Below are 19,550 nucleotides of genomic sequence, written 5' to 3'. Positions count from 1 at the left end.
TTTTTTTATAGTGTTAAAATTTACTGTTTTAGTTATTTGAAGCCCAACTTTTAGGAATCAAACAAAATGATGATATTTTTTATGAAAAAAAATTGATTTTATATTTTAAAAAATTATCTTTGCGCTCTGAAAAAAGAGGTATTTTCGATAAACCTAAATAGCTATTTAATAAATACATAAGTAATGTCAAAAGTAATAGGAAAAGTTGCTCAAATCATTGGACCAGTAGTTGACGTAGTTTTCAACGGTAAGGATGTTGAACTTCCAAAAATTTATGATTCATTAGAAATCACAAAAAAAGATGGAACTTTATTAGTTCTAGAAGTACAATCTCACATTGGAGAAAACACTGTACGTACAATCTCTATGGACTCTACAGACGGTTTGTCTAGAGGATATGAGGTAGTTGGAACTGGAAATCCAATCCAAATGCCAATCGGTCCAGATGTATATGGAAGATTATTTAATGTTGTTGGAGATGCAATTGATGGTTTAGGTGAATTGCCAAAAACTGGAGAAAACGGTTTACCAATCCACAGACAAGCTCCTAAATTCGAAGATTTATCAACTTCATCTGAAGTTTTATTCACAGGTATTAAAGTAATCGATTTGATCGAGCCTTACGCAAAAGGTGGTAAAATTGGATTGTTTGGTGGTGCTGGTGTTGGTAAAACAGTATTGATTCAGGAGTTGATCAACAATATCGCAAAAGGTCACGGTGGACTTTCAGTATTCGCTGGAGTAGGTGAAAGAACACGTGAAGGAAATGACTTGCTTCGTGAGATGTTAGAGTCAGGAATTATTAAATACGGTGATGATTTCATGCACTCTATGGAAAATGGAGGATGGGATTTATCTAAAGTAGATATGCCAGGAATGAGAGAGTCTAAAGCTACTTTCGTTTTCGGACAAATGAATGAGCCACCTGGAGCTCGTGCTCGTGTAGCACTTTCAGGATTATCTATCGCTGAATATTTCCGTGATGGAGCTGGATCAGACCAAGGAAAAGACGTATTATTCTTCGTTGATAATATCTTCCGTTTTACACAAGCTGGTTCTGAGGTATCTGCACTTTTAGGTCGTATGCCATCTGCGGTAGGTTACCAACCAACTTTAGCAACTGAGATGGGTGCAATGCAAGAGCGTATTACATCTACAAACAAAGGATCAATTACATCTGTACAAGCGGTTTACGTTCCTGCGGATGACTTAACTGACCCTGCGCCAGCTACGACTTTCGCGCACTTAGATGCTACAACAGTATTATCTCGTAAAATTGCTGAGTTAGGTATCTATCCTGCGGTTGACCCGTTAGATTCGACTTCAAGAATTTTAACTCCACACATCTTAGGGGATGAGCACTACAACTGTGCACAAAGAGTAAAAGAGATTCTTCAAAAATATAAACAATTACAAGATATCATCGCAATCTTAGGTATGGAGGAGTTATCTGAAGAAGATAAACTTGCAGTATCTAGAGCACGTCGTGTACAACGTTTCTTGTCTCAGCCATTCCACGTAGCAGAGCAATTTACAGGTATCCCAGGTGTATTAGTTGATATTAAAGATACTATCAAAGGTTTCAACATGATTATCGATGGTGAGTTAGATCACCTTCCAGAAGCGGCTTTCAACTTGAAAGGTTCTATTCAAGATGCAATTGAAGCTGGAGAGAAAATGTTAGCTGAAGCTTAATAATTTGGTTGTTAGTTGTTAGTTGTCAGTTGTTAGAAAGCAACCATCAACCATCAACCATCAACTATAAACTAAAAAGATATGATTTTAGATATAGTATCACCAGAGGCAAAATTATTTTCAGGAGAAGTAACTTCGGTTACAGTGCCTGGAGTTGATGGAAGCTTTCAAATTTTGAATAATCACGCTCCTATTGTTTCTATTCTAGAAAAAGGAACTGTAAAAATTGCGGCTTCGAGCTTTAATTTTTCTAAAGAGGTAGCAGATAAATTTACGAGAGTTAATGACCAAACCTATACATTAGAAATTACGTCAGGTACAATCGAAATGAAAGACAATAAAGTAATTGTTTTAGTTGACTAAGACAATTTCAAAATAAGTTAAGAAGCCAAACAGTTTGTTTGGCTTTTTTTATTTTTTACTTTTGAGGTATTAAAATCTCTTTATAAAATATTGATTTTGTTGTAAAAGCTCAGTAAGCTTTTGCGTTTTCGCTTTGTCTGATTGATAAAGCGCAAATTATTTATGTCAAATTTTATAAAGATTACTTATGAAAAATATATCAAAAGTTGCCGTTTTAGGTGGCGGAGGAAGAACTGGAAAATTTCTTGTAAACCAGTTATTAGAAAAAGGATTTAAGGTGAAAATGTTGCTTCGAAATCCTGAAGACTTCACGATTCAATATCCAGATTTAGAAATTGTCAAAGGTGATGCTATTGATGAAGAAGCCATCAGATCTTTATTAGAAGATTGTCAAGCTGTAGTTAGCACTATTGGTCAAAGGCCGGGCGAACCAATGGTTGCAAGTCAAGCGACTATACATGTCTTGAAGGCAATGAAAGAATTTAATATTCAAAGATATGTTTTGTTGGTAGGCTTAAATATCGATACGCCATTTGATCATAAAAGTGAAAAAACACTTATGGCTACAAATTGGATGAAGATCAATTTTCCGGAAATTCAGAAAGATCGGCAATTAACTTATGATCTTTTGGTTGACAGTGCTGTTGATTGGACTTTGGTTCGTGTTCCGTTTATCGAATTCACAGATGAAAAAACTGAAATTGCGGTAAATACCGAGGATTGCGCAGGAGATAAAATCAGTGCTAGAAATATTGCGGACTTTATGATTGAAGAAATGGTTCTGAATAAATTTCTAAAAAAAGCGCCATTTATAAGCGCTGTTTTGTAAAACAAAAGCAAAGCGGCAGGTCGTTTTGTGCCTGCCGTTTATTCTAACTTCAATTTCATAACTTTGCTTTTATGAAATTACCAGAAAATCTTGTTCAAAAGCTTGAAGTTAGAAAGCAAAATAACTCGTTGAGAAAATTGCCAAGTTTTAATAATCTTGTCGATTTTTCTTCAAACGATTATATTGGATTTTCAAAATCGGAATCTATTTTCAAGCAGTCGCACCATTATTTAATAGAAAATGAGATTATTCAAAATGGCGCGACAGGTTCTCGATTGATTTCAGGTAATCATACTTTATACCAAATTGCTGAAACTTTTATTGCTGAATTTCACGACGCAGAAACGGCTTTAATTTTCAATTCGGGTTACGATGCCAATGTTGGGTTTTTTAGCGCTATACCGCAACGAAATGACGTTATTTTGTATGATGAGTTAAGTCATGCTTCAATTCGTGACGGAATTATGATGTCGAATGCGAAATCGTACAAATTCAATCACAATGATTTTGAAGATTTAGAACGTCTGATTCTAAAATTTCCAGATACCAATATCTATATTGTTACCGAAACTGTTTTTTCAATGGATGGCGATAGTCCGAATTTGGAAGAATTGGTGCAATTGACTGAAAAATACAATTGTTATTTAGTAGTTGATGAAGCGCATACGCTTGGTGTTTTTGGCGAAAAAGGTGAAGGTCTCACACAGCATCTTCAACTGCATAATAGGATTTTTGCAAGAATCATGACTTTTGGAAAAGGCTTAGGCTGTCACGGAGCAGTTGTTTTAGGAAGTCCCGAACTTAAAGAATATTTAGTAAACTTCGCCCGAAGTTTTATTTATACAACAGGATTGTCTCCGCATTCTGTTGCCACAATTTTGATTGCTTATCAGCAATTGGAAATTGAAAAAGAAGCAATTGATAAGCTTCGCCAAAATATAGTTTTCTTTAATCAGCAGAAAAATTTATTAGGTTTAAAACCAATGTTTGTCAGAAGCAAATCGGCAATTCAATCGGCGATTATTCCGGGTAATGAAAACGTCAAACGTATTGCCCAACAATTGCAGGACAAAGGTTTTGATGTAAAAGCTATTTTATCTCCAACAGTTCCCGAAGGCCAGGAAAGACTTCGTTTTTGTATTCATAGTTTTAATACTGAAGAAGAAATCAGTCAGGTCTTAGGGTTACTAAGAGATTTTGTTTTTTAAGTTATTTCACAGAGATACACAAAATTACGCAGAGCTACACAAAGAAACTTTGTGAATCTTTGTGAGTTTTTCTTTGTGTATCTCTGTGTAATAAAAAATATTGGCTTCTCAAGTACCGTATTTCCTCACTTTTTAAAAAAAGTTGAAATTTTTTTGTAACGTTTTGATTATTCGATTACTTACGAGCCGTAATCAAATAAACCAAAATAATTATGAAAACGAAAACAGCTTTATCAAAAGAAAATATCTTCAATTTTATTTTCATCTTTTTGACTTCAGGAGCATTTGGATATGCTTTAACAAATCATTTTTTATTAGATCATCCAAATACAACTTTATTACTTGTTACGGGATTTTTCTTCCTTGCGGCTATCGCTTCTTGGCAAAGAAAAAAATACAGCAAATAATAGTCTAGTTTCAATCATCAATCAAATCAAATAAGTCAATCAAAAATCAATTATCATCAATCAAAATCAATTATCATCAATCAAAATCAATCAAAATCATGAAAAATTTAATCAAATCAGTAATAGCAATTGTCGTACTTGTTTTTAGTTCATCTGCTCAGGCACAAACAAAATCTCAAAAACTTGAAAACTCTCTTTTATGGGAAGTTTCAGGAAACGGAATAACAAAACCTTCTTACGTTTACGGCACAATTCATTCTATTTGCCCAACCGATTATTTTTTATCGGACAAAACAAAAAATGCATTTGAGAAATCAGAGAAATTAATTGTCGAAATCAACTTTTTTGACCCAAATGAAATGGCCGATGTACAAAAATTAGCATTATCTTCAGAGCCGTTAAGCAAGAAATTAACCCCAGAGCAATTTTCTAAGTTAGATTTAATTTTACAGAAAACCGCCGGATTAAAATTGCAACAGCTCGATAATTATAGTTTAGCGACCATAATGAGTTTAATTTCGATGAAGGCATTTGACTGTGAAACTTTAAAATCTTATGAAATGGAATTTATGACTTTGGCGAAAAGTAAGAATAAAGAGATTGCAGGTTTCGAAACGGTAAAAGGGCGACTAAATACATTGTCTAATGCATACAGCGACGCTGAATTAATAGCTACTATAGAAGAAATAAACAAGGAAGAAACAAAAAAATGGTTCAAGATTATAAAGATGAAAATTTGCTTAATCTTTATGATGATACCGCAAGTGAAAAAGAAATGAGCGACAATACCAAAAAATGGATGCTGGATGATAGAAACAAAGATTGGGTGCAAAAAATGTCTGGCATGATGAAAAAGGAAAGTTTATTTGTGGCGGTTGGTTCAGCACATTTAGTAGGTGAGCAAGGAGTGATTTATTTATTAAGAAAAGCAGGATATATTGTAAAACCAGTAATGAACTAAAACTATTTTGAAAGAGAAAGAACAAGAGTTTTTAAATCGGATAGAAAGTCACAAAGGAATTCTGTACAAGGTTTCAAAAATGTACATGGACAATTATGATGATCAGCAGGATTTGTTTCAGGAAATTGTCTGTCAGCTTTGGAAATCGTATGATACGTTTCGGAATGAAAGTCAATTTTCGACCTGGATGTATCGAGTAGCGGTAAATACCGCGATTGTTTTCCTGAGAAAAGAAAAACGAAAGGTTGACAAATATGAAATTGCATCAGAAAATATTAAAGATGATGAAGGCGACTCACACATAAAAGAAAGTCAGTTGGATCATTTTTATAAGGCAGTGCAAAAACTCGAAAAAATTGACAAAGCTATCATTTTCTATCAGTTAGAAGGTTTTTCTCATAAAGAAATTGGCGAGAATCTCGGAATTTCAGAAGGAAATGCCAGAGTAAAACTAAACAGAGCAAAAGAAAAATTAAAAGAAATAATTAAAAATCAAGGATATGGATTTTAACGATATACAAAACGCATGGAACAACGAAAAGACCGAAAATGTTGTTCTTCCAGATAATTTGGAAAAGATAAATTCGGCAAGTACGCCTTTAGGCAAGATCAGAAGAAATTTGAGGAATGATTTGATAATGCAAACAATAGCAACAGTATTGATAGGTTTGACACCTTATCTGTATGGTTTTTCGGAAAAATGGATTGCACCTTTTTATCTGCTGTATAGTATCTTTTTTGCAGTTTGTATTTATTATCTGACTAAACTTTATTTCTTTTATAAAAGATTAAATAATATCACATTAAAAACGAAAGACAGTCTGTATGAAACTTATTTCGATATAAGATTAAATATGGAATTGTACAAAACGTTTGGGTTTGCATTAACACCTTTTTTAGTATTGTTTTTACTTGGTTTTTTATATGATAAATTTTCTATGAAACCAGGGGGATTTCAAGTAGAGAGTTTTAGTAATGGGCAATTAATAAGTGTTTTTGTCATAGTTGCCTTTTGCATCTTATTTATGGGGTTTTCTTTGGAATGGACAGTAAAAAGCTTTTATGGAAAATATGCTAAAGAAATTAAAAAAGTAATCGACGAACTGAAAGAAGAATAAAACAGAGCCCATCGTAATTGATGGGTTTGCTTTTTTATTGGTATTTTTGCGGAGAATACTACACAGAGATTTGCAAGGAAGACTCCAAGATTCACAAAATTATTTATTCTTTGTGTCGCTTTGCGTACTCTTTGCGAATCTCTGCGAAACAACAACCTATGAAAATATTTATTACAGGGATTTCAACTGATGTCGGTAAAACTGTGGCATCGACAATTGTGGTTGAAGCTTTAGAAGCTGATTACTGGAAACCGATACAAGCTGGAGATTTAGATTTTAGCGATACGCACAAGGTAAAATCTAAGATATCAAATTCAAAATCTCAATTATTTCCGAATGCATATGAGTTGAATACGCCAGCAAGTCCGCATTTTGCCGCTGAAATCGATGGAATTGAAATTGATCTGAAGAATATCCAAGAACCAAAAACAGAAAATCATTTAGTAATTGAAGGCGCAGGAGGAATTTTTGTTCCATTAAACGAAAAAGATACAATTGTAGATTTGATTCAGAAGGATTATAAAATCATTGTGGTTTCAAGACATTATTTAGGAAGTATCAATCACACTTTATTGACTATTGAAGCGATTCAGAATCGCGGTTTTCAAGTTGACGGAATTATATTCAGCGGAAGCGAAAATAAATCGACTGAAAGTTTAATTCTGAATAAAACCGGAATTAAATGCATTGGAAGAATCGATGAAGAACCATATTTCGATCAAAATGTAATTAAAGAATATGCAGATTTGTTCAGAAACAATTTGTTGTCACTGGAAAAATCTAAAATCTAAAATCAGAAATCTACAATCTATAAAGATGACTTTACAAGAAAAAGACTGCCAGTATCTTTGGCATCCTTATACACAACATAAAACTTCTCAAACGCCAATTGCAATATCTAGAGGAGAAGGAGCATTGCTTTGGGATGAAAACAATAAAGAATATATAGATGCGATTGCATCTTGGTGGGTAAATCCTTTTGGGCACAGCAATAAATTCATTGCCGATGCGATTTACAAACAGTTGACAACTTTAGAACACGTTTTGTTTGGTGGATTCACGCACGAACCTGCAATAAAAGTAGCCGAGAAATTGATGGAAATTTTGCCTAAGAATCAGCAAAAAATCTTCTTTTCTGATAACGGTTCAACAGCAGTTGAAGTAGCAATAAAAGTTGCGTTGCAGTATTTTTTCAATAAAAATGAAAAACGTACCACGATAATTGCTTTTGAAAATGCTTTTCACGGAGATACTTTTGCCGCAATGGCCGCAAGCGGTATTTCGTTTTATACGCAAGCTTTTCAAGGAATGTTTATTGATGTTGTCCGAATTCCGGTTCCGGTAAAAGGACAGGAAGATGCAAGTTTTGAAGCGTTGAAAAAGGCAATTGAAAATAATAATTGCGCAGGATTTATTTTTGAGCCTTTGGTACAAGGCGCGACCGGAATGGTAATGTACGAGCCAGAAGCATTGGCAAAGCTGATTGAAATTTGTAAAGAAAATAATGTTTTAACCATTGCCGATGAAGTAATGACAGGTTTTGGCAAAACAGGAAAAACATTTGCAATGGATTATGTCGATGCTGATCCAGATATGATTTGTTTGTCGAAAGCTTTAACTGGAGGAACAATTCCAATGGCGATTACAACTTTTACACAAGAAGTTTTTGATGCTTTTTATGATGATGATATCAATAAAGCATTATTTCACGGTCATACTTTTACTGCAAATCCGACAGGTTGTCTCGCCACTTTAGCAAGTATTGAATTGTTGCAAACGGACGAAATGCAGAACAATATTCAAAGAATAAATAAAAGGCATTTAGAGTTTCAGAAGAAAATTCAAAATCACCCGAAAGTAACAACGGCTAGAACACTCGGAGTTATTTTTGCAGTGGAAATAAAATCAGATTCAGAAGAAAGTTATTATGGTTCAATGCGTACCAAATTATATAATTTCTTTATTGAAAATGGGGTTGTTTTAAGACCGGTTGGAAATATTGTGTATATTTTGCCTCCGTACATAATGACAGACGAACAGCTTCAAAAAGTTTATAAGACAATCGAAGAAGCGATAGAAATGGTGTAATTATGCCCGCGGATTAATACAGATTAAACGGATTTACGCAGATTAATATTTCAAAATCCGTTTAATCCGTAAAATCTGTGTTCCATTTTCACAAAACTTATTGAACTTCACAGTTATTTAAGTGCATTTTGCGTAAACTTTTTGCGAACTTTGCGCTTTAAAATCCACAGCATTGAATAAAAAAATCTCGATAACCGCTTTTTCATCCATTTCGCCTTTAGGAAATAATGCTGAAGAAGTTTGGACAAATTATCTGAATAAGAATCATTGTTTTTCAAAACAATTTTTAGATCATCAGGAAACTTCGACAGCGCCACTTAGCGAAGAATCGAAGCGAATTGTTGCCGAGTTAAGAGACTCTGATCCCAAATATAAGTTTTTGGACGATTCGGTATTATTTGCTTTGGTTGCTTCACGTAAAGCAGTAAAACAAGCGGGCTGGAATTCGGAAGATGTTTTCGGAATAAATATCGGATCTTCGAGAGGAGCGACAGATTTATTTGAAAAGCATTACAAAGAATATATCGATACTGGAAAAGCGCAGACTTTAGCTTCTCCAACAACAACTTTAGGAAATATTTCATCTTGGATTGCTCACGATTTGCAGAGTAAAGGCCCAGAAATTTCGCATTCTATAACTTGTTCAACAGCGTTACACGCTTTACTAAATGGCGTTGCATGGTTAAAATCAGGAATGGCAGATAAATTTTTGATAGGTGGAAGTGAAGCACCATTGACCGACTTTACAATTGCTCAAATGAGAGCTTTAAAGATTTATTCGCGAATTGATCAAGATCAAGAAGCATGGCCAAATCTAGCCTTTGATTTTGAGAAAACTCAAAACACGATGATTTTGGGCGAAGGCGCCGCTGTTTGTTGTTTAGAAGCCGGAGAAAAAGATAATGCAATTGCGTATGTAACTGGAGTTGGTTATGCAACTGAGGTTTTGGAACATAATATCTCGATTTCTGCTGAAGCGACTTGTTTTCAGAAGTCTATGAAAATGGCATTGGAAAACGTAGATTTAGAAAACGTAGATGCTATCGTAATGCATGCGCCAGGAACGATAAAAGGCGATTTGACAGAACTTCGAGCAATTGAGAAAGTTTTCGGTTCTAATATGCCATTGTTAACGACAAATAAATGGAAAATCGGGCATACTTTTGGAGCTTCAGGGATTTTGAGTTTAGAATTGGCTCTTTTGATGATGGAACATAATGCTTTTATTGGAGTTCCATTTGGAGAAAAACAAATTCAAAATAAACCGATCAAAAAGGTTTTAATTAATGCAGTTGGTTTTGGTGGTAATGCGGTGAGTATTTTGATTGAAAAAAGATAACCAAATAAATATTGCTTTGATATAATAAAAAATCCATTCTAAACAGAATGGATTTTTTTATAAATTGTTATTTATTGGAAAATAATCTTTTTCGAAGTTGTAAAATCGTTTTCTAAAGTCACTTTTACAATCAAAACTTGACTGCTAGACTGCAAGTTTGAAATCTGTAAATCATTTGAACTTACTTTTGTTTTACTGCAAAGCAGTTTGCCTGAAATATCATAAATTGTAACGTCTTTGATCATTTCTTTTGACGAAAGTACTTTTATGTTTTTGTTTTTAACAGAAACCAAAATACTGTTTTCGATGTTTTCGTAGTTACCAGTTCCTAATGTCTTATTGGTATAGCGCAATACAAAACGGTCAGCGAATGTTCCTGCTTCGGTGGTAAAAGTGTAGTTGCTTTGTCCAAGATCATGGACTGTTCCTGTTTTTTTGTCTTCCAGATAGATTTTCTTCGTGCTCAAATCACCGTCAGCTTGATCGATAGCGATCGTAAAATCTCCGGTGATGGTTGTTTTGTATCCCAGCGGAACGGTGTCATTATCTGTAAACGGCAAGGCGCGTCCTTGAATCGTAAGTTTCTCTGTATCTGCTAAACTGTAGAAATCCAAATATTTGTTGCCATCAAGAGTAGATCCATCATAAAGAATTTCGTAGGAGTTGGTTGCGCCTTCGATATAGCCTACCAATATTTGTTTGAAAGCCCCTTCTTCATTTGTCAAGTTTAGCCATAAGCGGTGTTTCTCCAGCTCCCTTGTTTTGGACGCTTTTTGAGGTTTGTAAAATTCCTTGTTTGAATTGCCTCCTAATCGCATTGAATTGTCGAAAAATACTGTTCCCGTTGTTGTTATTCCGGCAAAAAAGCCTTGTCCTGCGAGCAATTTTCCCTTTTGGAGCGGTTCCACCTGGCATGCTCTTGGCTGGACTTGTCCCTACACCACCGCTCAGATTATAAGATGCATAGTCGTCCGCAGTGTATCTAGTGGTAGCACCATTGCCGGCATAAGTATTGTGTGTCCAGAAGTACAATGTTCCCGTTACGACAGTGCGATTGTCTGTTATGAATTTATCTGCATCCAGTGCTGAAGGATATGGGTTTCCAATCAGACAGTATGTACCTCCATTCACACCGGTTGTGACAAGTCCGTTATTTGGTGTACCGATGAAAGTCGCTGGAAAGGCCGTCCCTACAGTAGCGGAATGAGTTTCGGGAGCACGTATAATGTAACCTTTTCCAGGCACCATGGTGCTTCCCGAAGACACATTTATCCATCCAGATCCCTCGTGTGTATAATAAAGCCCGGCTCTGGTTAATGGAGAAAATGCAACCAAAGTTTGGTTTTTTACCGGTGTTGACCAATATTCATAATCTGCTTTTCGGATTGGTCCAGTGGTTCTATTGTAATTGATAGATCCTGTATTTATAGTATTGCTTGTCGAATTTTGGAGCAAACTTGAACTGTTCTCAAATGTTAAAGAAGCAGTTGATGTTACCGTAAGTCCATTTGCAATAGTCAAGGTTTTTCCCGATGGAACTGTAAGATGGACTCCCGAATTGATAGTACAAGAACAAAATTCTAAATCTGTTGTGATGTTATATGCTCCTGTAAAAACGACATTTTTTGTAATATTTGGATCGCCATTAGACCATGAAGATCCGTTCCATGTTGTTGAAGACTGATTTGTAATTTTAACTTCTGTACTTGCTGGTGATTTACATCCCGTACTGTTTGTAACCTTAAAGGTGTACGTTCCAACCGGTAAATTTGGAACCGTTGTCGTAGTGCCAGTTCCATAAATAGGAGATCCAGAGGGACTTCTTTCTAATGTCCATGTTCCTGTAGCAGGTAGATCACTTAATACAACTGTTCCAGAAGCCGCACACGTAATATTCGTTATCGTTCCCACAGCTGGCGGTGTCAATAAAATAGTGGTCAGTGGTGTTGACAAATCTTCGACAGTATTCAGAGAGGGATCGGTTCCTGTAACTTTAGTATTGTTGATTACCTTGCCAAGGTTTACGTCGGTACTAGTAATCGTATGAACTCCAGTTAATGTTATTTTCGCTCCAGGTGCTAGTGAAGCAATTGGATTTCCTGTAATCACTGTTCCTGAAGCTGGATCTGTAACGTTTATATCTGTGATGGTAACTTCTCCTGTATTCGTGACTTCAAATTCGTAGTTTATTTTATCGCCGAGCTTGCCACAGTCTGAAAGGGTAGCTTTTTTTGCTAAAGTTAATTCGGCTATTTTTAATGAATTTCTATTAAAGGCAATAAAAGCGCAGTCAGAACTACCGGAGAAAGTAACAACAAAGCGATCCACTTGAGCGAGCATTGGCATTTGTAATACCAAATGAGCTTGTTTCTATACCTAAAATTCTAATATCTCGTGTGGAAGCGAGCAGGGAAATTACTAGGCGTTCCGTTCATATTGAATAGATCGAGGCTATAGGTACCCACAACCTGAACAGGACTAAACAGAAATGATATTTCTGTTCCAACCGTATTTCCTGCGGCATCTACAAATTTAAAAACATCGGCCGATGATGTTCCTCCTGGATCGGCAACTTGAGTTACAATTAAATCGGGAAAGCCATCGTTAAGTCCAGTCAAATTTAAATTGTTTGTTCCAATTTTAAACTCCGCTTTACCCACCGGAATATTTGCAATACCTGTTCCAAGTGATAAACCGTTGTCGCCATCAGTTAGGCGTGATGCAAGTTCAGCGCCCGTTGCAGTTGATCCTGATATAGAAGGGATAAGTTTTGCAGTTGTTGGTAATGCGTCGATCATGGAACCCTGTAAAAAATACGTTGAAGTACTTGATCCCAAAGTCTGAATTTTTAAAGCTCGGAATTTTTGAGGGATATAAGTTATGCCTTTAGTATCTAATATGGTATTATTGACTCCGGTAGAGTATGTGGTGTTCTTCCAAGTAAAGGCTAATAAATTGTTAGCATCGTCTGGACGGTTTCCCTCAAGAGTTGCTTTATTAGAAGTCCAATATCCGTTCCAGTCTGTATAGATTCTGGTGACGTCGCTTTGGGCATTTATTTGAAATGTAGCCAAGAGAAAAAAGAAAACTATCTTTTTTGAAAATAGTAATCGAATACGTAAAAGTAATTTTAGGGTCATGCAATTTGGGGGAATTTTATGAGAATAGGAATATAAAACGGAAGCTTTAGTAGGTTTTAAAAATTCCGAGTATTAGTTTGTATCTGTTTTGTTTAGTTATTATATGTAAAAATCCGGCAGTTGTTGCTGTCGGATTTTTACTTTCTTTAATTAGAAATTAGTTGAATATTATTTTTTTCGAAACTGTAAAGTCGTTTTCCAAAGTCACTTTTACAATCAAAACTTGGTTGCTAGAGTTCAAGTTTGAAATCTGTAAATCATTTGAACTAACTTTTGTTTTAGTATAAAGCAGTTTTCCATTGATGTCATAAATAGTAACATCTTTAATGGCTTCCTTAGACGAAATTACTTTAAGCACTTTATCTTTTACAGAAACTAAAATGCCGTTTTCGATGTTTTCGAAGTCGCCTGTTCCTAATGTTTTATTGGTATAGCGCAGTATGAAACGGTCGGTGAAAGTTCCTGCTTCGGTCGTAAAAGTATAATTGCTTTGTCCCAGATCATGGACTGTTCCTGTTTTTTTGTCTTCCAGATAGATTTTCTGTGTGCTCAGATTACCGTCGGCATGATCAATACCAATCGTAAAATCTCCGACGATTGTTGTCTTGTAGCCCAAAGGAACCGTATCAGTGTCTTCAAACGGCAGTGCACGTCCTTGAATGGTAAGCCTTCTGTTTTCGTTTACACTGTAGAAATCCAGATATTTATTTCCGTCAAAAGTTTCGCCGTCAAACAGGCCTTCGTAAGAGTTGGTCGCTCCTTCGATGTAGCCCACCAATATCTGCTTGAAGACTCCTTCTAGGTTGGTCATGTTCAGCCATACACGGTTTTTCTCCCTTTTGGCTGTCTTGGCTCCTTTTCCAGGTTTGTAAAATTCACCGTTTGCATTGCCTCCCAATCGCATCGAATTGTCGAAAAATACCGATCCAGTTGTTGTCACTCCGGCAAAAAAGCCCTGTCCCGCGACAATGTTACCGCTTGGAGGAGCGGCACTCGGCATGCTGGCGACTGGTTTTGTATCGACGCCGCCGCTCAGATTATAGGATGCATAGTCGTCCACTGTATATTTGGCCGTAGTACCTGTACCGGCATAAGTATTGTGTGTCCAGAAATAAATTGTTCCTGTCAGAATAGAAATATTGTCGCCCAGGAATTTATCTGCGTCCAATGCTGAAGGATATGGATTTCCGATCAGACAGAATGTTCCTCCATTCACACCGGTTGTGACAAGTCCGTTATTAGGCGTACCGATGAAAGTAGCCGGAAAGGAAGTTCCTACAGTAGCTGAATGTGTTTCAGGAGCACGGATGATATAGCCTTTTCCAGGTACCATTGTACTGCTTGAAGGCACATTTATCCATCCGGATCCTTCGTGTGTATAATAAAGTCCGGCTCTCGTTAATGGAGAAAGCGCAAGCAAAGTCTGATTTTTTACCGGCGTTGACCAATATACATAATCCGCTTTTCGAATTGGTCCAGTTATTCTATTGTAGTTGATATTTCCCGTATTTATAGTGTTGCTGGTAGAAGTCTGAAGCAAACTTGATTTGTCCATGAATACTAGTTTGCTACTGCTTCCAATTACATGCACACCCTCTTGAACTGTCAATGTTTTTTCTGAAGCAACTGTAACAACAGCATTATTGCTTACTGTTAAAGAACAATATTCTTGGTCTCCTGTAATATTGTAATCACCTGCAAAATTAACAGCATCGCCCGGTCCTGGATTAGTATTATACGACCAAGTAGAACCGTTCCAAGTATTAAGACCTATTGTGATTGGTGTTGCAGAGTATGTAACTGCACAACCATTATCAACGGCGAATCTATAGGATCCTGGAGCTAATCCTGAAATTGTAGACGACGAAAAAGGAATTCTAGTTGTTGTTGTCCCATCATTTACAAGTAAAAATCCTGAAGCAGGCAAGCCATTTAATACAACACTTCCTGTTGGTATAGTACAATTTGGTTGTACTAGTGACGCAATTATTGGTGCTCGCAAAATTTTCATTTACCTTAACTGTTATATTGATGTTTTCTGAACAAATACCATTGGTAATGGTCATTACTCCATTGTATGTTCCTGCGGCAGTACCAGCTGGAATAGTAATTCCTGTTACAGATCCTCCCCCAGAAGCAAATACAAAAGGAGTAGAAGTTTGATCTGCTAAAGATGCCCAATCAATGCTATAACTTGTAGCATTTCCTGTTGAAGCGGTATAGGCTAAATCAGTTGTTTGATTTGCGAGCACTTGCGCAAATTTCGGTAACTAATGCTGGAGTTGCCGCTGTTGTTAGTGTGGGCAATGAGTTTACATTAAAAGCTCCGGAAATTGTACTTGTCACGGCTGAACCACAAGTTCCCGATATCACACAATAATAATACAATGTTCCAACTGTACCTGATTGAGGTGTATAAGTAGCAGTGTTTGCTCCATTCGAAGTTCCAAGCGATGTTCCTCCAGTTGTGCTCGGTGTCGTGTTGCTGTACCATTGATAGGTCAACAACGTGCCAGTTGCAGTAACTGAAATTGAATTGAAAGGAGTTCCAGAGCAACGTGTTTGCGTAGCGGTTGACTGACTACTGATTGCTGTGTTGGCATTTACGGTAAAAACGCCTGAAACCGCACTTGTTACAATGCCACATTGGCCTGTTACAATACAGTAATAATATACTGTTTCGGCAACATTCGATTGTGGTGTATATATATTTGTTTGTGCACCATTAGCTGTTCCTAAAGAAGTTCCGCCGGATGTACTTGCGGTTGTATTTTTATACCATTGGTATAAAAGTGCCGTTTGACCATTTGGATTAGTTCCAGTTGCTGTAACAGAAATTGCGGAAAAAGGGCTGTTTAGACATACTGTTTGTCCAGCGGTTGATTGAGATGTTATTACTGTCGGCGCATATACGTTGAAGCCAGTTTCAATGGCTTTTTGTTCGCTGCAGACTTCCAGTTTGTGCTACCGCTCGAAAAGTGGTATTAACATATAATGGAGCTGTTGGTGTGTATTCAATTATTTTGTCAGTTCCAGATATAGGTCGCCATGTATTGTTTCCATCAGTACTGTATTCCCATCTCACAATTTTATTTGGATCCGAATAAGGCGTATTAGCTGGACCGTCAAAATTTGTTAATGTCAGTTTAGGAGGTACTGATCCATAACAAATATTGCCTCCACCGTGTGTTCTTCCTCGGTCAGTAGTTATCACAGTAAATGTTATCTGACTTGATTTTACTGGATTTCCTGTTAAGCATGAAGTCACATTCGATGTCATTTCAACTCTAATGTCATCTGTACTTAGTAAATTATATGCTAAATAAGAATTCGAAGTTTCTGTAAGTAGAGTTGTTCCATTGTACCATTTATATGTTGGTGCAGTTCCCCCATTAATTGGAGTTGCTGTAAATCTTACATTCGTTCCTTGACAGATGGTTGTACTTGCTTGATCATGTGTAACCGTTACACCGGCTGTTAAGTTGGAATTTACGGTAATAGTATTTGTTGCTTGTGTGGAACCTAGACAACCATTGCTACTATAATTTACTGTAACCGTTTTGCTTCCGCTTGTTAACCATGTTAAGGTTACTGAATTGTTTGAAGTACCAATTCCGCCCGCTGTAATAGTATAATCGTCGCCTGCATTTCCAGGCACTGTCCATTGATAGTTTGAATTTCCTGATTGCGTTGTATAAGTAACCGAAGTATTTGCACAAACGCTTCCACTTGGTGGTGTTATAAATGTTGGTGTTGGCCCTCCTGTTGCGGCTGGGGCGGTAAATGAACCTGTTGCGGAATTTGCTGTGGTTCCACATATATTAGCTGAACGGAATCTATAATAGTATTGTGTGCCTGGAGTTAATCCAGTAATAGTATGTTGAAAAGTAGTGCCTAGATCTTTATTTTGATACCCCGATAAATAAGTAGCAAAAGTATTACTAGTACTAACATCAAGATAATAGTTTGTTGCGTTGGGAGATTGATTTAAAATTTGCACAACATAATTAGAACAAGAAGCAAAACCTGCGCCATCAAGAGTTGGAGCACTTAGAGCGGCTCTCATTACAAAAGTATTGGATACATTATTAGCGGTAATGGCATTTGAACAAGATCCTGATGCTAGATTATTAACAGTAATTGTTGTGCTCGCATTTCCTGCATTTGTTAAGCCTGTTGCAGTAAACGTTCCAGTTCCAGCTGTAGTTACTGTCATAGAAGCGTTTAAATTAGTTGCCCAAGGATCATTTCTACTGTAAATTACGGTATAATTTCCAACTGGTAATCTCGCTGGTGTGGCTTGTATCGTTACTGTAGCTGTAGATAGGCATTGTGCGGCGGGTACTGTGACACTAGTAATGCTAAAAGGTTGATTTACTACTGCTACAGTAATAGTGCTTGTACTTGTAGATGGATTGCTTCCGTAGTATGTTGTACAAGTTAAGGTTGCCGTATAGTTGCCTGCCTGGCTCGCGGTCAAACTATAGTTTTGTGCAGTACTTGTTGTTATTGTAGTTCCATCGGGTGCTAGTACGCTCCAAGAGTAATTTACACCTGGTGTTGAACCTGTCGAAGTTGTGTTTCCTACTGTTCCTGAGTAAGAACCGCTTAGATTGATAGTTCCATTTAGACAAACTGGCGAATTTGAACTGGCGATCGCATTTATTGTTCCTCCACTATTGTTGAGGTCAGTAAAACTTTTGTATATGGGTTGGCCGCCATTCCCTGTACAAGCGACAAATTTTGTACTTCCGATATAAATAGCAACATTGTTTGAACAGTTAGTATCATCAACCTTTCCTGGAGAATTAATTTTTATGCCCGTGTTAGCTGGTAGGTGTATATTACTATTGTTGTCTGCAAAACTAAGTAAACCGTTAATGGTTACTTGAGTTACTGAGTTAAGCGTAACAGTGTTAGATACAAGAAGATTTCCATTGATTGTAAGTGTTTTAGCGTCGTTAGTGCTTCCGGAAATAGTTATTGTTGCACCACTAGCTATTACAACATCATCAGTTGCTGATGGAACTACGCCACCAACCCACGAACTAGGACTGCTCCAACTTCCTCCCGTATTTGTACTAGTTATCGTACCTGCGACAACGAAAGTTTTATACGAGATGTAATTGGCTCTAATTGTGGTGATGTTGAGATCTGATGTATTTTTCCCAAAAGTGAAAAAAGATAATAGGAAAAATAAAAAACTTAAGAGTAATTTTCTAATCATATAAATCGTGGCATTTAAATTTTTAAAAAAATGTTGTTTTGTTTAAAGTTTTCCTACTTTTTGTAATAAAAATCACATCCAAAAACGAAACCAAGTAGTCATGTTAAGTGGTTTCAATCAGGATGTTATGCTGGCATAGGATTTAACCTAACAAAGATATAGACATATACGCTTTAGTAGAAAGGATGGTTTTTAGAATAGCCAAGTTTTCGATGAAATGTTAAAATTACTCGTTGAAATGCACGAAGAAAATGGAGTTCTTATGGAAATTCTTATAAATATTGATTTTTAAATATAAGAAAAATCGTAAAAATTAACATAAAATTTTTAGCTTTTGGAGAAATTTGTCCTCAAAAGGCGTTAAGACCTTTAAAATTCGTAATAAATTAAGATTTTAACAGTAGAATGTTTTATCAGGTTTTTATGATATTTTAACGATGTTTTAAGTGATTTTGAGGAAGGAATTTTCAAAAAATAGAGCTTATTCTAGCTCCATCATTTTAACCTTATCATAAACAAAATTGCTTTCGTATCCGCGACGAAGGAGATAGTCGCAGACCTTTTTTCTTTTCTTTAAAGTATTTTTTTCATGGATGCTGTTCCAGCATTTTTCCGCTAATTCGTTGAAAGTGCTTTCGTATTCTTCTGGATCAATTTCTTTTAGCGCCAAAGTGATGTTAGTCGAAGAAATATGTCTTGCTTTCAGTTCGTTTACAATTCTGATTTTTCCCCACTGTTTGATGCGGTGTTTGCCTCGAGCGAAACTACAGGCAAAACGTGTTTCATTCAAGAAGTTGTCCTCAATTAATTTTACGATGATAAAATCAATTTCGTCAGTTGTCATTTTCAGGCTTTGCAATTTTGCAATTACTTCGTCGTGACAACGCTCCTGATAGGCGCAGAAGTATTCTAATTTCTGTAAAGCTTCTTTTGGAGTACAAATTGGATTCATGGGTTTTTTCTTTCTTTTTAACTAAAAGTGCTAAAAATAGTCATTTTGATGTTAAATTTTCATTGTTTCTTACATTTTTCACAAAAAAGAAATTACTTAAAACGTTGTATATGTGCGGAATTATAATATTTTTGTGCGATAATATTACAAGTTTTTAACCTGTTTGAAAAACAGTGTTTTAACTAAAAAAAAACAAAGTTTTAAAAGCCAAAATTAAAGTATT

Annotated in this window: 18 protein-coding genes and 1 pseudogene; 11 read left to right on the top strand and 8 right to left on the bottom strand. The window is 36.1% G+C overall.

Annotation, left to right across the window (positions count from 1 at the left end; genetic code table 11):
• Nucleotides 1-183: 183 nt before the first annotated feature.
• The 11 genes and pseudogenes from atpD to ACQ9BO_RS01525 all read left to right on the top strand — a co-directional run bounded on the left by atpD (nt 184) and on the right by ACQ9BO_RS01525 (nt 10,008).
• Nucleotides 184-1,695, top strand: coding sequence for a F0F1 ATP synthase subunit beta (gene atpD / locus ACQ9BO_RS01575; protein ID WP_026727486.1), 1,512 nt, complete (start codon nt 184-186; stop codon nt 1,693-1,695).
• 81 nt (nt 1,696-1,776) lie between these two features.
• Nucleotides 1,777-2,058, top strand: coding sequence for a F0F1 ATP synthase subunit epsilon (locus ACQ9BO_RS01570; RefSeq protein ID WP_431243386.1), 282 nt, complete (start codon nt 1,777-1,779; stop codon nt 2,056-2,058).
• 187 nt (nt 2,059-2,245) lie between these two features.
• Nucleotides 2,246-2,887, top strand: coding sequence for an NAD(P)-dependent oxidoreductase (locus tag ACQ9BO_RS01565; RefSeq protein WP_431243385.1), 642 nt, complete (start codon nt 2,246-2,248; stop codon nt 2,885-2,887).
• 71 nt (nt 2,888-2,958) lie between these two features.
• A complete protein-coding gene (locus ACQ9BO_RS01560) occupies nt 2,959-4,095 on the top strand; it encodes an aminotransferase class I/II-fold pyridoxal phosphate-dependent enzyme (protein ID WP_431243384.1) in 1,137 nt (378 codons plus the stop codon).
• A gap of 212 nt (nt 4,096-4,307) precedes the next feature.
• The gene (locus ACQ9BO_RS01555; RefSeq protein ID WP_431243383.1) at nt 4,308-4,502 is read left to right on the top strand and encodes a hypothetical protein; all 195 of its coding nucleotides are present in this window, start codon (nt 4,308-4,310) and stop codon (nt 4,500-4,502) included.
• Between the two features lie 98 nt (nt 4,503-4,600).
• A pseudogene (locus ACQ9BO_RS01550) lies at nt 4,601-5,463 on the top strand (TraB/GumN family protein).
• A gap of 7 nt (nt 5,464-5,470) precedes the next feature.
• Complete coding sequence (locus tag ACQ9BO_RS01545) at nt 5,471-5,974, top strand: RNA polymerase sigma factor (RefSeq protein WP_035652894.1); 504 nt, start codon at nt 5,471-5,473, stop codon at nt 5,972-5,974.
• Nucleotides 5,964-6,581, top strand: coding sequence for a hypothetical protein (locus ACQ9BO_RS01540; RefSeq protein ID WP_431243382.1), 618 nt, complete (start codon nt 5,964-5,966; stop codon nt 6,579-6,581). Before ACQ9BO_RS01545 ends, ACQ9BO_RS01540 begins: the two co-directional genes overlap by 11 nt.
• A 158-nt stretch (nt 6,582-6,739) precedes the next feature.
• On the top strand, nt 6,740-7,372 hold the full coding sequence (gene bioD, locus ACQ9BO_RS01535) for a dethiobiotin synthase (protein ID WP_431243381.1): 633 nt from the start codon (nt 6,740-6,742) through the stop codon (nt 7,370-7,372).
• A gap of 25 nt (nt 7,373-7,397) precedes the next feature.
• On the top strand, nt 7,398-8,669 hold the full coding sequence (gene bioA / locus ACQ9BO_RS01530; protein ID WP_431243380.1) for an adenosylmethionine--8-amino-7-oxononanoate transaminase: 1,272 nt from the start codon (nt 7,398-7,400) through the stop codon (nt 8,667-8,669).
• A 172-nt stretch (nt 8,670-8,841) separates the two neighbouring features.
• Nucleotides 8,842-10,008 (top strand): beta-ketoacyl synthase N-terminal-like domain-containing protein, encoded by a 1,167-nt coding sequence (locus tag ACQ9BO_RS01525; protein ID WP_431243379.1) that lies wholly within the window; start codon nt 8,842-8,844, stop codon nt 10,006-10,008.
• 71 nt (nt 10,009-10,079) lie between these two features.
• Here the strand turns inward: ACQ9BO_RS01525 and ACQ9BO_RS01520 are convergent, their stop codons facing one another.
• The 8 genes from ACQ9BO_RS01520 to ACQ9BO_RS01485 all read right to left on the bottom strand — a co-directional run bounded on the left by ACQ9BO_RS01520 (nt 10,080) and on the right by ACQ9BO_RS01485 (nt 19,327).
• Nucleotides 10,080-10,733 (bottom strand): T9SS sorting signal type C domain-containing protein, encoded by a 654-nt coding sequence (locus tag ACQ9BO_RS01520; protein ID WP_431243378.1) that lies wholly within the window; start codon nt 10,731-10,733, stop codon nt 10,080-10,082.
• Complete coding sequence (locus ACQ9BO_RS01515; RefSeq protein WP_431243377.1) at nt 10,723-12,348, bottom strand: DUF7507 domain-containing protein; 1,626 nt, start codon at nt 12,346-12,348, stop codon at nt 10,723-10,725. Before ACQ9BO_RS01515 ends, ACQ9BO_RS01520 begins: the two co-directional genes overlap by 11 nt.
• 44 nt (nt 12,349-12,392) lie before the next feature.
• Nucleotides 12,393-13,148 (bottom strand): hypothetical protein, encoded by a 756-nt coding sequence (locus ACQ9BO_RS01510; RefSeq protein ID WP_431243376.1) that lies wholly within the window; start codon nt 13,146-13,148, stop codon nt 12,393-12,395.
• A gap of 157 nt (nt 13,149-13,305) precedes the next feature.
• Nucleotides 13,306-15,159 carry a T9SS sorting signal type C domain-containing protein gene (locus ACQ9BO_RS01505; protein WP_431243375.1) on the bottom strand — a complete coding sequence of 618 codons (1,854 nt, stop codon included), beginning with the start codon at nt 15,157-15,159 and terminating at the stop codon, nt 13,306-13,308.
• A complete protein-coding gene (locus ACQ9BO_RS01500) occupies nt 15,044-15,400 on the bottom strand; it encodes a hypothetical protein (protein ID WP_431243374.1) in 357 nt (118 codons plus the stop codon). The genes ACQ9BO_RS01505 and ACQ9BO_RS01500 overlap by 116 nt, the downstream gene beginning before the upstream one ends.
• Complete coding sequence (locus ACQ9BO_RS01495) at nt 15,378-15,653, bottom strand: hypothetical protein (RefSeq protein WP_431243373.1); 276 nt, start codon at nt 15,651-15,653, stop codon at nt 15,378-15,380. The genes ACQ9BO_RS01500 and ACQ9BO_RS01495 overlap by 23 nt, the downstream gene beginning before the upstream one ends.
• Nucleotides 15,654-16,074: 421 nt before the next feature.
• Nucleotides 16,075-18,375, bottom strand: coding sequence for a beta strand repeat-containing protein (locus ACQ9BO_RS01490; RefSeq protein WP_431243372.1), 2,301 nt, complete (start codon nt 18,373-18,375; stop codon nt 16,075-16,077).
• Nucleotides 18,376-18,856: 481 nt separating this feature from the next.
• On the bottom strand, nt 18,857-19,327 hold the full coding sequence (locus ACQ9BO_RS01485) for a regulatory protein RecX (protein ID WP_431243371.1): 471 nt from the start codon (nt 19,325-19,327) through the stop codon (nt 18,857-18,859).
• Between the last annotated feature and the right edge of the window lie 223 nt (nt 19,328-19,550).

The sequence above is a fragment of the Flavobacterium sp. P21 genome, from assembly GCF_050632225.1.
GTDB lineage: Bacteria > Bacteroidota > Bacteroidia > Flavobacteriales > Flavobacteriaceae > Flavobacterium.
This window is presented reverse-complemented; position numbering and strand designations above follow the sequence as displayed.